The sequence below is a fragment of the Flagellimonas sp. 389 genome (assembly GCF_018449435.1).
Taxonomy (GTDB): domain Bacteria; phylum Bacteroidota; class Bacteroidia; order Flavobacteriales; family Flavobacteriaceae; genus Flagellimonas.
Genome location: NZ_JAHCMU010000012.1, coordinates 80322 through 99281, shown reverse-complemented (window position 1 = coordinate 99281; position 18960 = coordinate 80322). Strand labels below are relative to the sequence as shown.

Genomic DNA, 18960 nt, shown 5'->3' with positions numbered 1-18960 from the left:
ATGCTGAGCGGTAAACACATCCTTTTGGGGATTACCGGAGGAATTGCCGCTTACAAAACCACATTTCTTGTTAGGTTATTGATAAAAGCTGGTGCCGAGGTCAAAATTGTAATGACCCAAAGTGCCAGCTCTTTTGTTGCCCCTCTTACTTTATCCACATTATCCAAGAATCCGGTCTCTATTGATTTTATCAACCAAGAAGATGGCAGTATCTCTTGGAACAACCATGTGGAATTAGGGTTATGGGCAGATATTTTAATTATAGCTCCAGCAACTGCCAACACACTTTCCAAGATGGCGCACGGCACTTGCGACAATTTGCTCATGGCAACGTATTTATCAGCAAAATGTCCCGTTTATTTTGCCCCAGCTATGGATTTGGATATGTACAAGCATCCAACTACCAAGGCATCTTTTGAAAAATTGGCATCTTTTGAAAATGTTATGATACCCGCGGAGTCTGGAGAATTGGCCAGTGGTCTTCATGGAGAGGGCCGAATGGCGGAACCAGAAACCATAGTTCAATTTATTCAAGAAGATTTAGCAAAGGGACTTCCTTTAAATGGAAAAAAAGTGCTCATTACGGCAGGACCTACCCACGAAGCAATAGACCCCGTTCGTTTTTTGGGCAATCGTTCCTCGGGAACTATGGGTTTTGAACTTGCAAAACATGCAGCCGAGTTGGGAGCTAAAGTAATCTTGGTTTCAGGGCCTACCAATCTATATATTCAGCACAATGCTGTCGATGTAATCAATGTCACATCCGCACAAGAAATGTACGATGCTTGCCATGAGCATTACAATAATATTGATATAGCTATATGTGCGGCGGCAGTGGCGGACTATCGTCCAAAACATGTAGCCCAAGAAAAAATTAAAAAGAAGGAAGGTGATTTAAGTATCGAACTGGAACGAAACCCAGATATTTTATTTTCTCTTGGCGAAAACAAGACCAAACAATATCTCGTGGGATTTGCTTTGGAAACCGAAAATGAACTGGATAATGCAAAAGTAAAACTACAACGTAAAAATCTTGATGCGATAGTACTAAATTCATTGAAGGATGAAGGTGCTGGTTTTGGTGGTGATACGAATAAAATCACTTTTATCGATAAGAATTTAGATATAAAAACGTTTGGTTTGAAGACGAAGCCAGATGTTGCTTCGGATATTTGGAAAGAAATTACCTTCAGGATTCATGCGTAGACTTGTTTTACTCTCTTTTTTTCTATCGTTTTCCCATGGGCTTGTTGCACAGGAGTTGAATTGTACCGTAACGGTCAATTCGGACCAAGTGGGACAAACCAATCAGCAAATCTTTAGGACTCTCGAACGTTCTTTGAGCGACTTTGTGAACAAGAACAAATGGACCAATAGGGTCTATAAAGAAAATGAACGGGTTAGCGCTAGAATGTTCATCACGGTCACCCAATACGAATCGGATAGGTTTGAAGCGAACATTCAAGTGCAATCTTCTCGACCAGTATTCAATACCTCTTATGAAAGTCCAGTCTTCAACTATAAAGATGATGCTTTCAATTTCGTATACCAGGAGTTTCAGCCCATAGTCTATAACGAGAATGTTTTTGATTCCAATTTAGTAGGGGTCATAACATACTATATCTACATTATTTTAGGTTTGGATGCCGATACTTTTTCTTTGGAAGGTGGGGATGATATGTTCAGAAAAGCCCAAAATCTTGTTACGCAGGCACAAGGGTCAAATTTTTCTGGATGGAACCAAGAAACTGGAGAACGTACCCGTTTTGAGCTTATTGATAATTTGTTGAGCAACTCTTTTAGGGAATACCGCATTGCCATGTACAATTACCATCGAAAAGGATTGGATATTCTTGGGGACAACAATAGTACCGGAAAGCAAGTAATAGCGGGTTCCATGCGACTGTTCGAGACTTTAATAAAACGACGGCCCAATGCATTTTTGATTCAGACTTTTTTTGATGCTAAATCGGAAGAAATACAAAGTATTTTTTCTGATGGTCCAAAGGTGGATATCGTTAAACTCAAGGAAACCCTCAACAATGTCGCTCCATTTTACTCCAGCACTTGGAATGAAATAAAATACTAGCGCATTTCTCCAAAGAGATTTATCTTTACGAAGAAAATCTCCAACATTGCTAGCAAACCTTTCTATTCAAAATTATGCACTGATAGATGATGTAAACGTTTCGTTTTCGAAAGGTTTTACGACAATCACTGGTGAAACAGGGGCCGGAAAATCTATTTTGCTCGGAGGACTTTCTTTGGTTCTGGGCAAACGTGCCGATCTATCCTCACTTAAGAATGAAAACCAAAAATGCATCATAGAAGCTGAGTTTGACATTTCCAAATATCAACTTAAAGATCTTTTTGATTCAAAGGACTTGGACTATGAAGATAGTACCATTTTAAGGCGTGAGATTCTCCCAAGTGGAAAATCAAGAGCCTTTGTGAATGATTCGCCCGTTACTCTGGATATATTGAAGGGGCTGGGAGAGCGCTTGGTCGATGTGCATTCACAACATCAAACTCTAAGATTGACGGATAACGATTTTCAGTTAAAAGTAGTAGATGCCCTAGCAGAAAATTCAGAAAACCTAAAAAACTATAGAACCCAATTAAACAGTTACAAATTAGTTACGAAGGAATTGCAAGAATTATTGGATTTTCAATCCAGTTCCAACAAGGAGCACGATTATAACAGTTTTTTGCTACAGGAGTTGGAGTTGGCTCCATTAAAAGAGGGAATCCAAGAAGAGCTGGAAGAGGAGTATGAAGCATTAAATAATGTGGAACAAATCATGGAGCATTTGTCTACCGCAAATCAACTTCTTAATGATGAGCAACTTGGAATTTTAGGGGGATTGGCTGATTTAAAACGCGCTTTTTCCACTCTGGCAGACTTTGGCAGTTCCTATACTGCAATCAATGAACGTGTACAGTCCCTTTTTATCGAAACGGACGATATTGCTTCGGAACTGGAAAATCTGCAACAAAATGTTGAGGCAAATCCACAGCGGCTGGAAGTCGTGAACAACCAATTGCAGCAACTCTACGACTTACAGAAAAAGCATCAAGTAATATCCGTGACAGCGCTGATTGAAATTAAAAATGAATTATCCAATAAAGTCGATGCAGTAGAAAATAGTGACTCAAAAATAAAAGAGAAGGAAGAGCAAGTTGCAAAAGCGACCCATCTTCTTGATGAATGGGCACTCAAAATAAGAAAGTCCAGAAATACCGTAATCCCTAAGTTAAAGAGCATGCTTCAAGAAAGTTTGTATCTGCTAGGAATGCCATCCGCTACGTTTAAAATTGAAGTGAATCCTTCATCAACTTTTAAATCCAACGGAAAAGATGATTTGGTGTTTTTGTTTTCTGCCAACAAAGGTTCGGATTACGGCGAGTTAAAAAAAGTAGCTTCTGGTGGAGAACTGTCCCGTATTATGCTAACGATAAAATCGATTTTGGCAAAATATGAACAATTGCCCACAATGATGTTCGATGAAATCGATACTGGGGTTTCTGGAGAAATATCCAATCGCATGGGAGAAATCATGCAACAGATGAGCAAGACCATGCAAGTATTCTCTATTACCCATTTGCCACAGGTGGCATCTAAGGGAGTACAACAATTTAAGGTATTTAAAGAAGAGGGCGGCGGCAGTACCACAACACAAATGAGAAAACTGAGCGAAGAGGAACGGGTCAAGGAACTTGCAGAAATGCTAGGTGGTAAATCCATTTCAGAATCTGCTTTGGCACATGCAAGACAGCTTTTACAATAGGAATTGGGTAAGACAAAATCTAAACTGTAAAACTCGATTAGAATAAATATCTTTGTCGCCAAACTAGGAATAAATAAGCACTATGTCATACAATCTTTTAAAAGGTAAAAAAGGAATCATTTTTGGAGCACTGGATGAGAATTCAATTGCTTGGAAGACTGCGGAACGTGTTCATGAAGAAGGTGGAACCTTTGTGTTGACCAATGCTCCCATTGCTATGCGCATGGGACAGATAAAGCAACTAGCAGAGAAAACAGATTCTGAAATCATTCCTGCGGATGCAACCAATGAAGAGGACTTACAAAATTTGGTCTCCCAATCCATGGAAATCCTGGGAGGAAAATTGGATTTTGTACTTCATTCCATAGGCATGTCGGTAAATGTTAGGAAAGGAAGGGCCTATACCGATGAAAAATATGATTTCACTACAAAAGGTTGGGATGTTTCGGCACTTTCATTTCACAAAGTATTACAATCCCTATATAAAGCTGATGCTATGAACGAGTGGGGCAGTATTGTCGCGCTTACCTACATGGCAGCGCAACGAACTTTCCCAGACTACAACGATATGGCCGATAACAAGGCATATTTGGAATCTGTTGCAAGAAGTTTTGGATACTTCTTTGGAAAAGAGAAAAAAGTTAGGGTCAACACAATATCTCAATCGCCAACCCCAACTACTGCTGGGCAAGGTGTAAAAGGTTTTGATGGCTTTATAAGCTATGCGGAAAAAATGTCGCCGTTGGGCAATGCCTCGGCTTCCGATTGTGCCGATTATACGGTAAGTCTTTTTTCCGATTTGACAAAAAAGGTTACTATGCAGAACCTTTTTCATGATGGTGGGTTTTCCAATACAGGGGTAAGCCAAGAAGTAATCGATGAATTTAGCAAATAGCCTAAAACTATAACAGCAAAAGCCATTCGTTATCGGATGGCTTTTGTGTTTTACGATGAATTTATATTTTTCCATAATCGTTCCCGTTTACAATAGACCCGAAGAAATTCGGGAATTGCTAGAAAGTCTTGGAAAACAAAATTTTGATGAAGACTATGAAATCGTAATTGTAGAGGACGGTTCCCTTGAACGTTCGGAGCGTATTGTAAAAAATTTTCAAGAGAGTTTAAGTATTTCATACTACTTTAAAGAAAACTCTGGTCCAGGAGATTCCAGAAACTATGGAATGGAAAATGCCAAAGGGAACTATTTTATAATTCTGGATTCAGATTGTATTCTACCCAAGCAATATCTATCTGAAGTAAAAAAAGAATTGGAGACGAATTTTGTGCATTGTTTTGGTGGACCAGATGCAGCGGACCCATCTTTTACCCCGGTACAAAAAGCAATTAATTATGTAATGACCTCTTTTTTTACCACAGGTGGAATCAGGGGTGGGAGTACAGCGGTAGGTAAGTTTCAACCACGTAGTTTTAATATGGGTATTTCCAAGGAGACTTTTGAAAATGTTGGCGGATTCGGGAGAATCCATCCAGGAGAAGACCCAGATTTGACTTTTAGAATTTGGAAAGGGGGTTATGCCAGCAGGTTGTTTCCCAAAGCTTATGTCTATCACAAAAGACGTATAGATTGGAACAAATTTTATATCCAGGTGAATAAATTTGGGATGGTGCGGCCTATTTTAAATCAGTGGCATAAAGGAACGGCTAAAATTACTTATTGGTTTCCGACACTATTTATGGTAGGGTTATTGAGTTCTGTTGTTTTAGCTATTATGGGTACACTACTTCCCATAATAATCTTTGGATTTTACTTTTTATTACTCTTTTTTGATGCTTTAGTTAAAAATAAAAGCTTAAAAGTGGCATTTCTTGCAATTTTTGCAGCACTAACACAGTTTACAGGGTATGGAATAGGTTTTCTAAAATCCACAATCTTGCTTAATTTTAGTAAGAGGGAGCCTGAAGCGCTATTGCCTAAATTGTTCTTTAAAGTAAAATAAAGGTGTTAAAAAAAGTATTGGGCGGATTGAACAAAAGAAAAGTGAAAGTTTTTTCACTCTTCTTGGTGTGTTCTTTTTTGGCCTGGTTTCTCAGTAATTTATCCGAAGCCTATGAGTCTAGGGCTACGTTTGATCTTAACTATAAAAACTTGCCAGATACCTTATTATTGGGAAATAATGCAACGAATACCATAGAGGCAAAATTGCGGACAAGCGGTTTTCAGTTTTTATATTATAATTTCTTCAATAAGCGGGTGGATGTTGATTTATCTGAAGTAGAAAGGGAAAATAGCAATTATATACTCACGGAGAATGCCCTTAAAAAGCAAATGGAACGTCAACTATCCCAAAATATATCCTTAATTGATTTGGACAGAAATCAACTCATTCTAGACTTATATCAAGTGGCTAGTAAGGAAGTGCCTATAAAACCCAAACTCAATTTAGAATTTGAGCAAAATTATATTCTTGAAGGAGAACCCTTGATTACTCCAAATGTAGTTTTGGTGAAAGGCCCTAAAAATGAAATAGATACCCTAAAGGCTATCTACACTTCTAGCATAGAAATAACAGGAGTATCCTCGGATTTTTCAAAAGATATTTTATTGGTTTTCCCCAAGCAATTGTCCAATACGATATTTTCAATCAATAGAGCAAATGTCTCTGGAAAAGTGGTTAAATTCTCAGAAAAGGTTTTTGAAGTCCCTATTCAGGTCATAAATTTACCAGAGGGTTATGAGGTCAATACTTTCCCAAACTCTGTTAATGTACTTTGCAAAGCAACCATAGAACGCTTAAAAGAGTTATCCATACAAGACTTTCAAGCAATTGCCGACTATAAACTAATCAATGGTGCTAATGATAATACACTTTTTTTGAAAATTACCAAGAAACCATCAAATGTTTATGACGTAAAGCTACTGGAGAATAAGGTCAATTTTATTTTGGAGCAAAAATGATGGTTGTAGGATTAACGGGAGGTATAGGTAGCGGTAAGAGTACCGTCGCTAAAATGTTCAAGGATTTAGGCGTTCCTGTGTATGATTCTGATGCAGAGGCCAAAGAATTGATGGTGACTTCGAAACCCCTTAAAAGAGACATTGTAAAACTACTTGGGGCCGAGTCCTACAAAGGAGAAGAGTTAAACAGGGGGTTTATAGCCGATAAAGTTTTTAAAGATCCTGAAAAACTTCAAAAGTTAAACAAAATTGTGCATCCTGCTGTGAGGTCTCATTTTATGGATTGGGTCAAAACCCAAACATCATCTTACGTGATTCAAGAAACGGCACTTATTTTTGAAAACGATGCAAAGCACAATTATGACTTCGTAATTTTGGTTAAAGCCCCTAAAGAAATACGCGTAAATAGAGTATTGAAGCGGGATGGAATCGAAGAACAAGCCATTATAAACCGCATGGACAATCAAATGAACGATGACGATAAAACCGTACTGGCGGACTTTTGTATTGAGAATATTGATTTAGAGACCACTGAAAAAGAGGTTTTTAACCTACACAAAAGACTAGTTGGACTTGACATTTGATCAATAATTTTAACATTTTTGTTAAGGTTAGGTTAAACGGTAAATGGCCTAAATGTTAAATTTCTAATTTTACCATAATGAACAAGAAGCTATTCGTTCTTCTGGTCATTCTAATGAGTTTATCCCTTACTGGGATAATTTTTGTTCAAGTGTATTGGATAAAGACATCGGTAGATGATAAAGAGGAGCAATTCTCAAGAACGGTTACGGACATATTGGATAAGGTAGCGAGCCGAGTGGAGAAGAGGGAGATGAAAGATTATTCAGACCGTTTGGCCTCTTTGGTAGATAGCATTGGGCAGCCTAAAACTACACAGTTTAGAAATTTTTTGTTCGTTGATAGAGATTTGAATTCAGATGAGATTCTTTTTTATTCCCATGGAATATTGGAAGAGGATTATAATATTACATCAACGTTCTTTGATAATTTAGGAGGGGAAGAAGATACCACAACTATTAAGAATTATACCAGCAAACGGACCAAGGCCGTTTTTAAGGAAGAATTTGGACTGGATGGTAAAAGTTACAGTTTGACGCCCATACAAAAAGCTGAAAAAATTGGAGGGTTGTCCAAAATTGATAAAGCCGCTTGGGAAGATGTCTTTATGGAATATGCCAAAAGTAGGCCTATACACAAGAGAGTTTCAAAACAAGAGCTAGAGTTGCTCTTGAGCCAAGAGCTTCAGAACAGGAATATCAATATTGATTATGAATATGGAGTTTATAGTCAAGGGTATCCAACTAAGGTCAAGTCTAAAAAGTTTAAGTTTTCCGAGTCGAAAATGTATGAAGCTCTAATTTTTGAGGATAGTGAAGGGAGAACCAACTTCTCCTTATTGCTGACATTTCCAAAAATGAAAAAGTTTCTTTTAGAATCGATAATGGGAATGGCATTGTTATCGTTGGTTTTTACGCTGATAATCATGGTGGCCTATTCCAGTGCCATTTATCAATTGATAAAACAAAAACAGATATCCGAAATAAAAACGGACTTTATCAATAATATGACCCATGAGTTTAAAACGCCCATTGCGACCATCAACTTGGCCGTAGAGGCAATACGAAACCCAAAGTCAATAGAAGATAAAGATAAAGTTTTACGGTATTTGGGCATGATCAAGGATGAAAACAAGCGCATGCACGCCCAAGTGGAGAACGTTTTACGAATATCCAAATTGGAGAAAAACCAACTGGACATCAGTAAGGATAGGGTAGATGTCCATGATATTATTACAGACGCTATTGCCCATGTGGATTTAATAGTAGGTGATAGAGGAGGTTATGTAAATGCACATTTAGATGCCGAGCGATCGGAAATTCTGGCCAATGATATGCATTTTACCAATGTAGTGGTCAATGTCTTGGACAATGCAGTTAAATATTCTCCAGAGACTCCTAAAATTGATGTTTTTACAGAGATTGTAAAGAACACCATTATAATTAAGATCAAAGATCAGGGAGCTGGCATGAGCAAAGCGGTCTTGAAAAGAGTTTTTGAAAAATTTTATCGAGAACACACTGGAGATATACATAATGTTAAAGGGCACGGCTTAGGACTGGCCTACGTAAAACGAATAATTGAAGATCATCAAGGAGAAGTTTATGCAGAAAGTGAAAAGGGAAAAGGAAGCACTTTCTTTTTAAAACTACCTTTAATTTAGAAAACTATGGAGACTGAAAAGAAGAAAATACTTTTAGTGGAGGATGACCCAAACTTTGGAATCGTCCTAAAGGATTACCTGTCCATGAACGACTTTGATGTTGTCTTGGCAAAAAATGGAATGGAAGGTTTTGAGAAATTCAAAAAGGATAATTATGATGTCTGTATTTTGGATGTTATGATGCCTTATAAAGATGGGTTTACCTTAGCCAGGGAAATTCGTGAGAAGAATGAAAACGTTCCTATTATTTTCCTTACCGCTAAGACCATGAAGGAAGATGTTCTTAAAGGATACAAAGCAGGTGCAGACGATTATCTGAACAAGCCTTTTGATTCCGAAGTGTTGTTGATGAAGCTTAAAGCGATACTTCAAAGAAAAGCTTCCAGTACATTGGCGGACAGTAAGCAGTTTGAATTTGAAATCGGTAACTTTAGTTTGAATTCTAAATTACGCTTCTTAAAATATAAAGAAGAGGAACCCGTAAAGCTTTCTCCTAAGGAAAATGAATTATTGCGTCTTTTGGCTCTGCACGAAAATGATTTGATGCCCAGAGAATTAGCCTTGACCAAAATTTGGAGAGATGATAATTATTTTACATCCAGAAGTATGGATGTATATATAGCCAAGCTCAGAAAGTATTTGAAACGAGATGATGTTGTTGAAATCTTGAATATACATGGAGAGGGCTTCCGATTGGTAATTAAACAAGAAAACCAACAATAATAGACCTCCACAATAAATAAATTCAAAATATATAAAAAAACCATCCCGCAGGATGGTTTTTTTATATCAAATAGTATATAAGTGATACGGTACCAATTCCAACAAAAGCGAGAATTGTAGTCATCATAGTCCAAGACTTAAAGGTTTCTTTTTCCGTAATCCCTAAGTATTGACCTACCAACCAAAACCCACTGTCGTTTACATGTGAAAAGATACTTGCACCTGAGGCAATTGCTATAACCATACATGCCAATTCCATCGCAGCTAATTGGGCGTTTACCAATAATGGTGCTACCAGACCAGCTGCGGTAATCATTGCTACTGTAGATGACCCTTGTATAATCCGAACAATAGAAGCACTTATAAAAGCGAAAGCCAGAATTGGAAAACCAGCACTGCTCAAAGAAGTTGCCAATAGCTCGCCAGCTCCGGTGTTTGTGAGTACTTGCTTAAAAACACCACCTGCTCCCGTGAGCAGTATAATTGTACCGGCTGGTGCCAAGGACTTGGTAGAGATATCAAAAAGTTGTTGTTTGCTAAAACCTCTTTTAATACCAAAAAAATACCAAGCCAATATATTGGCAATAATCAATGCAGAAAATGGGTGTCCTACTAAGGCGATAGCATTTATTAGCGTTGTATTGGTTACTCTGGATGCGCCCGAGGAAACAATGGTATTTAATAAAATAAGAACAATGGGAAACGCTATAATTGAGAGTGTTGGTCCAATGGGAGGAAGCTTATTAATTTCTGTCTGTTTTAACTCTTCAGGGGCTTCTACATAAATTTTTTTTGAAATGTAACGTCCAAATAATAATCCAGCAACAAGTGCAGTAGGAATTCCAGCAAGGAAACCGACCAGAATTACCCAGCCCAAGTTCGCCCCAATAATATCGGCCACCGCTATAGGGCCCGGAGTAGGAGGGATAAAGGCATGTGTGATGGCGAGACCTGCAAGTAATGGAATAGCGTAGAGCAGAAGAGATTTTCCTGTTTTGCGCTGTAGTGCATAAATCATGGGAACCAGAATAATGAAGGCAACATCAAAAAAAACTGGAATCGCAATTAAAAATCCAGAGATTACCATGGCTGACGGTGCCTTTTTTAATCCGAATTTGGAGACCATAAAATCTGCTATGGTCTTAGCACCACCCGAAGCTTCTAAAATACCTCCAAACATAGCACCAAGTCCTACAACTGTTGCCACAAATCCCAAAGTATTTCCCATCCCATCTTGAATGGTCATAATGATTTCTTGGGCATCAAGTCCAGCGATTAATCCAACCGTAATACTGCCGATCAATAATGCCATAAATGCATTTATCCTTAATCGTAAAATAAGAAAAAGGAGTAGGGCAATTCCGGTAACAACGGCTAGTACTAAGTTAGTGGCTATCATCAAGTGTGATGGTTAGGATTGGTTATTTCTACGACCAGCATCAAATATAGAATAATTTATAAATACACTTTTTAAAGGTCAAATACTGTTTTTTAACCTTTGAGCATAAAAAAGGGCACCTAAATAAGTGCCCTTTAAATTCTTTCTGAAAGTAACTACCAAATAGCTACTCGCTCTTCTTCTGGAAGATACATTTCATCACCTTCTTTGATATCAAATGCATCGTAGAATGCTTGAACGTTCAATAAAGGTTGAATCGCTCTAACTTGTCCGGGAGAATGTGGATCTGTCTTTATTTGGGTGCGTAGAGCTTCGTCCCTGGATTTTGTTCTCCAAACAGTTGCCCAAGACATAAAAAATCGTTGCTCGGGTGTAAAACCATCTATATTTTCTGGTCTACCGTTTTCTGCAAAATGTCGCTGAAGACCATCATATGCTCCAAGAACGCCGCCAAGGTCACCAATATTTTCCCCTAGGGTGAATTTTCCATTTACATGAACTTCTGGCAATACTTGAACGCTGTCGTATTGTGCTGCAAGAGCATTTCCTCTTTCTGTAAACGCAGCTAAATCTTCATCTGTCCACCAGTTTTTTAAGTTTCCGTCAGAATCAAAACGAGAACCGCTATCATCGAATGCATGCGAGATTTCGTGACCGATTACTGCGCCAATTCCACCATAGTTTACAGCTTCATCAGCCGTGTAATTGTAGAAAGGTGGTTGTAATATCGCAGCTGGGAAAACAATTTCATTGTTAAGCGGGTTGAAATAAGCATTTACGGTCTGTGGTGACATTCCCCATTCCGTTTTGTCCACAGGTTCTCCGATATCCGAAAAATTATCCGTTGTTTGCCATTTGTCCACAGCGACCATATTTTCAAAATACGACTTGTCAGCAGATACTTCCATGGAAGAGTAATCTTCCCAATCATCTGGATAAGCAATCTTTACGGTGAATTTATCTAGCTTTTGGATTGCTTTTAGTTTGGTTGTGTCTCCCATCCAATCCAGTTTTTTTATACGCTCTTTATATGCTTCGATTACGTTGGCAATCATCTTTTCCGCTTTTGCTTTAGCTTCAGGCGGAAATTTAGCATCTACATACAATTGGCCCAAGGCCTCGCCCACATTTCTGTTTACTGTTGCCAATGCACGCTCGTCCGCAGGACGTTGCTCTTCTGAACCCCGTAGGTATTTACTGTAAAATTCCCAGTTGGCCTTTTCAATAGCTGTGGTCAACCTTCCTGCTGAGCTATTGAATGTATCCCAACGCATTAGGGTCTTAAGATCTTCGATGGATGTATTCTTTAAAAAATTGTTCAAAGTCTTGGTATATTCCACTTGTGTTACCAAAATGGTATCAAACGCTTTGGTAGCACCCAAATCTTTCATCATCTTGCTTAAATCAATACTGCTGAGCATAGCATCAGCTTCTGCGACTGTCTTAGGGTTGTTAAGGTTTCTTGCATCCCTACGTGCCACTTTGTCCAATCTTGGCTCGGCTAGGATGGTTTCCAGTTCAAGAATTTTTTCGGAAGCAGCCATAGCAACTTCTTCACTGTCCCCGAGCATTTGGAGCATTCTGGTAACGTGTTTTTTGTATTCCTCGCGAATTTCTTTGGATTTATCGTCTTCGTCCAAATAGTAGTCCCTGTCTGGCAACCCTAATCCAGTAGGGCCGAGATAAACAGCATTCATGGCACTATTGTTCAAATCCGCAAAAACAGAAACGCCTAGAAAAGGAGAAGAGACAGTGGAATTAGTGGCTAAAACTGTTTGTAAATCTTCTAAGCTTTCTATGGCTGCAATGGCATCCAAAGCGGGTTGAAGCGGTGAAATACCTGCTTTATCCCTTGCTGTGGTATCAAGTTTTGTGTCGAAAATCGCCATTGCTTTGGCCTGATCTGTAGTTGAATCATATTTACCACTTTCCTTTGCCTCTGCTATGATTTGAAGCACATCGGCATCTGTAGACTTTCTTAAAACAGAAAATCCTCCCCAACTTGAACGATCGGCAGGGATTTCGGTGTTTTTCATCCAATTACCATTTACGTAATTGTAGAAATCTTCTTTTGGACTTACCGTAGTATCCATGTTTTCCAGAACAATACCGGGGATTTTTTCTACCTCTTCAGCAGGTTTGGGTTTTTCTTTGCAACTTGTAAAGGCCACAATGGATGCAGCCAAAAAGTACACTTTTTTCATTTTAGGAGTTGTTAATTAATAATTAGTCGAAAGTTAGTCTCCAAATGTAAGAATTTGTTACACTGGCAAGTAGAAAAATATCGGAACCTATTTATATTTTATGTTTTTTTTAGCATACGTTTGACTTGCCAATTATATAGTTATGCTCCAAGCTGGGTTAGCACATTTTGCAAAATTTTTTCAGGAGGCTCTGATACTGATACGGTTATGGCGTTTGAAGGTGTTTCCAAGGCATCAAATTGTGATTGTAAAAGTTGTAAGGGCATAAAATGTCCTTTGCGTTGTTCCAATCTGGATTTTATCAGTTCAAATGAGCCTTCTAAATGAATAAATACCATGATATCTTCCAGCCCATTTCGCAATAATTCTCTATACTTTTCTTTTAAGGCGGAACATGCTATAATGGCTCCATTATGTTTTTGTTTCTTGGCCAATTGGTTCAAAGTAAGCAACCAGCCTTTTCTATCATCATCGTTCAAGGGCTTACCGGTACTCATTTTAGCCACGTTTTCCTTCGGATGAAAATCATCACCATCAAAAAACGGTATTTCTAAATGCTCGGATAGCATATTGCCAATGGTGGATTTTCCAGTTCCGCTCACGCCCATAATAATTAAGACTCTTTTCTCTTCAACCATTTGATGTATCGTTGATTTTAGCAGTTACTTTTTCCAAAATAGAGCTTGATGCCTCGTCGTGATTTACCCATAGGATGTCGTCATTTTTCCGTAACCAGGTCAGTTGTCTTTTGGCAAAGCGCCTCGTGTTTTTTTTAATTTCTGAAATTGCAAAGTCCAGCGTAAAATTTCCATCAAAATACTGAAAAAGTTCTCGATACCCTACAGTTTGTAACGCATTAAGATGCTTGTCCCGATATAATTTTTTTGCTTCCTCCAACAATCCTGTATCCATCATGGCATCTACCCTTTGGTTGATGCGCTCATAGATGATTTCTCTATCCGCAGTAATGCCTACATATATAGTTTTAAAATTTCTTGACTCCTTTTTTTTATTCAAGAAGGAAGAATATGGCTTATTGGCGGTAATGCAAATTTCTAGAGCTCTAATTACCCTATGTGGATTCTCAATATCCACGGATTCATAATATGTGGGGTCTTTCTGTTTTAATTCTTCTTGCAAACTAGACAGTCCGTTCTGTCTTAGTTGTAAACGCAGTGACTCGCGTACCTTTGAATCAACTTCTGGAAATTTATCCAACCCTTTGATAACAGCATCTACATATAGACCGCTGCCACCTACCATGACAGCAAAATCGTTTTTCCGAAAAAGTGTTTTTAACAAGTCAATCGTATCCCGCTCAAAATCACCTACGGAATAGGGCTCGAATATACTTTTATGCTGAATAAAGTGATGTGGTACGGCCATTAACTCATCGGGCGAAGGAACGGCTGTGCCAATGTTCATTTCTCTAAAAAATTGCCTAGAGTCCGCTGATACGATTTCAGTTTTAAAATGAGAAGCAATGGTAATACCTAATCTTGTTTTTCCAATTGCGGTGGGGCCAACTACGGCTATCAATATTTTACCACTCATAACGGTTCACCACAGTTATAACAATGAGTCGCATCATCGCGGTGACCTTCAACACCACACCCTGGACAAGCTTGTGTGTTGGTATGGACCAGATTATCGCCCTTTTTTTCTTTACCGAACTTGGAAAACTCGACAGTAACGATTCCAGTGGGTACGGCTATTATGCCATAGCCCAAAATCATGATTACGGTGGCAAAAAATTGCCCTAAATTGGTTTCTGGTGCAATATCCCCGTAACCTACCGTGGTCAAAGTAACTATGGTCCAATAAATGCTTCGGGGAATGCTCGTGAAACCTGCTTCATCACTTTCAATAAGATACATTACTGTCCCCATGATGACGGATAGAATCAATACTACATAAATAAACACGCCTATTTTTGCTCTACTGGCTTTTAGTGCGGACTGCAGCTGGGATGCTTCACCGATGTATTTTACAAGCTTCAGTATTCTAAAAATACGAAGTAACCGAAACGCCCTGAAAGCTATCAAAACCTGGGAACCTGCTAAAATATAGGAGAGGTATAAGGGGATGGTGGATATGAAGTCTATAATCCCAAAAAAGCTGAAAATATACTTCCATGGTTTACGGATGCTAATAATTCTTGCAATGTATTCCAAAGTAAAGAAGCCCGTTATCACCCATTCCAATACCAAAAGACTGCTATGATATTTTTCATCGATTTCATCGACGCTCTCTAGCATCACAAGCAAGACACTAAGTATGATGAGCACAAAAAGCGTAATATCGAAAATCTTACCTAAAGGCGTGTCTGCTTCATAGATAATTTCGTGCAGCGTGTTTTTCCAGCCAGAATGTACTTTGTGTTCTTTCAAGTAGTTGGTATTAGCTCCAAAACCTTGATTTTGTTATTCTTTCTCAAATAAGATTCAATGATAAACACAGTGTTTTCATCGTTTAGTATTGGTGTCATTATAGACTCCAATATAGCAATATTATTGATTTGATGGTTAAGCTCTACATAACCATATCCTTGTAGCTTACCATTTTTTATGAGGACAAAACTTTTTTCACCTACTTGTCTTCCTTTATCCAACAATGCCATGTTTTTGCCCAAGAGGCTATATTTATGATAGATTGAGTTTACAATTTCATTGAATTCCGTTGCATTATCACTACTTGTGTATTCACCTAAGGAGTCTTTTTGTAAATGTTCATTTGACACGTCTAAACCCAATGAAATTGGATCTAGCTTAAACTCTGCGCTCACTTTTTTCAAAAAACTCTTTGCTGATGGTACGCCGTTGAACCCAATATTTTGCTTCTTTTGAAATCTTGTTTTTACAATATCGAGATTGATAAGTGTTTCCCCGTTTTTTGAAAAATTGAGGACATGGGAAAACAATTTTTTCTTGGTAAGGGTATTGTGTTTGGGCTTGTTTTTTCTGAGCTCCTGGTACTCTTTTAGAATGGCTATCAATTCGCTGCCAGTTCTCTCAAAAGTTACTTTTTTGGTCGATTTTTGGAGTTTTCTGGCGAGTTGCCCAACATTTGTAAAATGTTGGTTTACTCTTTTTTTGATATCCTTGGTCTTCGCTAAAAAAACAATGTCACCGTCTTTATCGTGCATATAGTATACACCGGTTTCAGATGGTAAGTCAGAAACAATATCCAACTGGGTAGGGGAGAGTTCCCCTTGGGATTCCTCTCTGATGACTTCTTTGATGATGGTCTTTTCAGAATCTTTATCCAATAATAATTTAAAAAGCTTTAGCGTTGCAATGGCGTCGCCATTAGCTCTATGACGGTCGCTCATGGGAATTCCGAGGGAGCGTACCAGTTTCCCCAAACTATGTGATTCTGCATCGGGAAGTAGTTTTTTTGATAAATCTACGGTACAGAGGGTCTTTCTTTGAAAATCATAGCCCAGCCTTCTAAACTCGGTGCGCAATATTCTATAATCGAATTGGGCATTATGGGCCACAATTACTGCACCTTCCGTAATTTCAACGATACGTTTTGCTACTTCATGAAATTTTGGAGCAGATTTTAGCATCTTATTATTGATTCCTGTAAGCTTAACAACGAAAGGTTGAATTTCTCGCTCTGGATTGATCAATCCCATAAACTTATCCACGACCTTGTGTCCATCAAACCTATGGATAGCAATTTCCATGATGCCTTCCTCATTGTATTTTCCTCCTGTGCTTTCAATATCGAGTATTGCGTACATGAAAATTATTAGAATATGGATTATAAATAATTGCGTGCGCCAAAGATACTACTTCCAATTCGCACCATAGTGCTACCCTCCTCAATAGCAATGGGATAGTCTCCACTCATACCCATAGAAAGAATGTTGATGTTAGGTAGTTTTTCTTTTAGTTCGTCAAAAACGGATTTTAAGTATGCAAACTCTTTTTTTACCTGCTCTTCACTTTCTGTAAATGTGGCCATTCCCATAAGTCCAACAACTTTAATATTTTCCATGGATTTGAACTCATCGGCACTGAGAATATCCTCTAATTCTGTTTCGTCTAGCCCAAATTTGGTCTCTTCCTCTGCAATATGCATCTGTAGCAGGCACGAAATGACCCTATCGTATTTTTTTGCTTGCTTGTCAATTTCCTTGAGCAAGCGGAAACTATCGACCCCGTGTACCAGCGATACATATTCGGCCATATACTTTACCTTGTTGCGTTGCACATGACCTATCATATGCCATTCGATATCCTTGGGCAACGTTTCCCATTTTTGGGTCATTTCCTGGATTTTGTTCTCACCAAAAATGCGTTGACCAGCTTCATAGGCTTCCAACAGATTCTCATTTGGCTTCGTTTTTGAAACGGCTACGAGCGTAACATGTTCTGGAAGCTTTTTTTTGATTGCTGTAAGATTATCTTTAATCGACATATTTTTGATTTTCAAAGTATTAAAGCTCATAAATTGCCATACCGCTGCGTAGTTTAGGTTCTATGTAGGTACTTTTTGGGGGCATTACCAAACCTTCATCGGCAATCGCCTTGACCTCATCTATATTGATGGGCACTAGACTAAAACCAACAGCATATTCTCCAGCATCTATACTGTCCTTCATTTTAATGACATTATGTTTTCCAAAACCATAGGATATCCGTTTGTCGTTTCTTAGGTCGGATATGCCCAAAATAGGTTCCAGAATAGTTTTAAACAGTATTTGTGTATCCAATTCACTTAAAGAATCGGTAAATTCATATACGGTCTTTCTAAGATACAATGAATAGAACTCGCCATCCAAGTACATGCTAAAATGATGCTTTTGCGTTGGTCTGTACAATCCATCTTGCTTTTTTTCAATTCGGAAATAAGTGTCCAGCTTAATCAAAAACTCGTTTTTTGAAAGGCCGTTCAAATCTCGCACCATCCTATTGAATTCATAAATCCTGATTTCAGATTCAGGGATTAGGTAGGTCATAAAAAAATTATAGGCCTCTTCGCCTGTATGCGATGTGTTTTTGGCTTTCATCTTCTCTGCCAAAAGATTCGAGGATGCACTTCTATGATGTCCATCTGCAATGTAGAGCGCATCTATGCCCTTAAATGCGGCTTTGAGTTTTTCAATTGTCTCGATGGTATCTATTTTCCAAAGTTTATGATTGATTTTGTCCCTAGTCGTAAAATTATAGTGTGGGTCCTTTTTGGACTCATGCTCTAAAACTGCCTTTATGGACGCATCATCTGCGTAGGTCATTAGCACTGGTTCCGCATTAAAACCTACGGTGTTTAAATAGTCAGCAAAAAGCTCTTCTCTTTGTTGAATGGTATCTTCATGTTTTCTGATGATATCCTTTTGATAATCTACAATACTGCAGGCGCAAAAGAAACCGAGCGTCTTAAAATTTCGCTTTGTGATTTGATAGAGGTAAAAGCAGGCTTCTTCGTCCTTTATAAAGGTATCGTCCTCCAAAAACTCCAAGTACCTATTATGGACCAGTTTGAAACGCTCTTCGCCAGTAATATTTTTATCAAACTTGAATCCTGGATTTATGATATGTAAAAAAGAGAAAGGATTATACTTAAGTACGGCATTCAACTCTTCCTTTGGATATTCTTCATATGATTTTGAGGCTACAAAGGAAACTTTGTCCTCTGCAGGGCGTATGGCCTTGAAGGGTTTTATGAGGGCCATA

The 18960-nt window shown here is 38.3% G+C and carries 17 protein-coding genes; 9 read left to right on the top strand and 8 right to left on the bottom strand.

What is annotated here, in order from left to right; genetic code table 11:
• From coaBC to KIM67_RS11775, 9 genes are all read left to right on the top strand, one after another.
• Complete coding sequence (gene coaBC / locus KIM67_RS11815) at nt 1-1206, top strand: bifunctional phosphopantothenoylcysteine decarboxylase/phosphopantothenate--cysteine ligase CoaBC (RefSeq protein ID WP_213831594.1); 1206 nt, start codon at nt 1-3, stop codon at nt 1204-1206.
• A complete protein-coding gene (locus KIM67_RS11810; protein ID WP_213831591.1) occupies nt 1199-2089 on the top strand; it encodes a DUF4835 family protein in 891 nt (296 codons plus the stop codon). Before coaBC ends, KIM67_RS11810 begins: the two co-directional genes overlap by 8 nt.
• Before the next feature lie 46 nt (nt 2090-2135).
• Nucleotides 2136-3788, top strand: a complete 1653-nt coding sequence (gene recN, locus KIM67_RS11805) for a DNA repair protein RecN (RefSeq protein ID WP_213831590.1) — start codon at nt 2136-2138, stop codon at nt 3786-3788.
• Nucleotides 3789-3870: 82 nt separating this feature from the next.
• Entirely contained in the window at nt 3871-4683 is an 813-nt protein-coding gene (locus tag KIM67_RS11800) for an enoyl-ACP reductase (protein WP_213831589.1), read from the top strand.
• 55 nt (nt 4684-4738) lie between these two features.
• Complete coding sequence (locus KIM67_RS11795) at nt 4739-5746, top strand: glycosyltransferase family 2 protein (protein ID WP_213831588.1); 1008 nt, start codon at nt 4739-4741, stop codon at nt 5744-5746.
• 2 nt (nt 5747-5748) lie between these two features.
• Nucleotides 5749-6705: a CdaR family protein gene (locus KIM67_RS11790; RefSeq protein ID WP_213831587.1), complete on the top strand. Its 957-nt coding sequence runs from the start codon at nt 5749-5751 to the stop codon at nt 6703-6705.
• A complete protein-coding gene (gene coaE, locus KIM67_RS11785) occupies nt 6702-7289 on the top strand; it encodes a dephospho-CoA kinase (RefSeq protein ID WP_213831586.1) in 588 nt (195 codons plus the stop codon). The genes KIM67_RS11790 and coaE overlap by 4 nt, the downstream gene beginning before the upstream one ends.
• Before the next feature lie 77 nt (nt 7290-7366).
• Nucleotides 7367-8950, top strand: coding sequence for a sensor histidine kinase KdpD (locus tag KIM67_RS11780; RefSeq protein ID WP_213831585.1), 1584 nt, complete (start codon nt 7367-7369; stop codon nt 8948-8950).
• A 6-nt stretch (nt 8951-8956) separates the two neighbouring features.
• Entirely contained in the window at nt 8957-9673 is a 717-nt protein-coding gene (locus KIM67_RS11775; protein WP_213831584.1) for a response regulator transcription factor, read from the top strand.
• Nucleotides 9674-9734: 61 nt separating this feature from the next.
• On the opposite strand, the gene KIM67_RS11770 is transcribed toward KIM67_RS11775, so the two are convergent.
• The 8 genes from KIM67_RS11770 to KIM67_RS11735 form a co-directional block, all read right to left on the bottom strand.
• On the bottom strand, nt 9735-11072 hold the full coding sequence (locus tag KIM67_RS11770; protein ID WP_213831583.1) for a GntP family permease: 1338 nt from the start codon (nt 11070-11072) through the stop codon (nt 9735-9737).
• Between the two features lie 155 nt (nt 11073-11227).
• Nucleotides 11228-13276, bottom strand: a complete 2049-nt coding sequence (locus tag KIM67_RS11765) for a M13 family metallopeptidase (RefSeq protein WP_213831582.1) — start codon at nt 13274-13276, stop codon at nt 11228-11230.
• 140 nt (nt 13277-13416) lie between these two features.
• Nucleotides 13417-13914: a gluconokinase gene (locus KIM67_RS11760; RefSeq protein ID WP_213831581.1), complete on the bottom strand. Its 498-nt coding sequence runs from the start codon at nt 13912-13914 to the stop codon at nt 13417-13419.
• Nucleotides 13907-14830 (bottom strand): tRNA (adenosine(37)-N6)-dimethylallyltransferase MiaA, encoded by a 924-nt coding sequence (gene miaA, locus KIM67_RS11755; RefSeq protein WP_213831580.1) that lies wholly within the window; start codon nt 14828-14830, stop codon nt 13907-13909. Before miaA ends, KIM67_RS11760 begins: the two co-directional genes overlap by 8 nt.
• The gene (locus KIM67_RS11750; protein WP_213831578.1) at nt 14827-15666 is read right to left on the bottom strand and encodes an ion transporter; all 840 of its coding nucleotides are present in this window, start codon (nt 15664-15666) and stop codon (nt 14827-14829) included. Before KIM67_RS11750 ends, miaA begins: the two co-directional genes overlap by 4 nt.
• A complete protein-coding gene (locus KIM67_RS11745) occupies nt 15663-17024 on the bottom strand; it encodes an exonuclease domain-containing protein (protein ID WP_213831577.1) in 1362 nt (453 codons plus the stop codon). The genes KIM67_RS11750 and KIM67_RS11745 overlap by 4 nt, the downstream gene beginning before the upstream one ends.
• Before the next feature lie 20 nt (nt 17025-17044).
• A complete protein-coding gene (locus KIM67_RS11740; protein WP_213831575.1) occupies nt 17045-17704 on the bottom strand; it encodes a YggS family pyridoxal phosphate-dependent enzyme in 660 nt (219 codons plus the stop codon).
• A gap of 19 nt (nt 17705-17723) precedes the next feature.
• Nucleotides 17724-18959 (bottom strand): DUF1015 domain-containing protein, encoded by a 1236-nt coding sequence (locus tag KIM67_RS11735; protein ID WP_163418654.1) that lies wholly within the window; start codon nt 18957-18959, stop codon nt 17724-17726.
• Nucleotide 18960 lies beyond the last annotated feature (1 nt).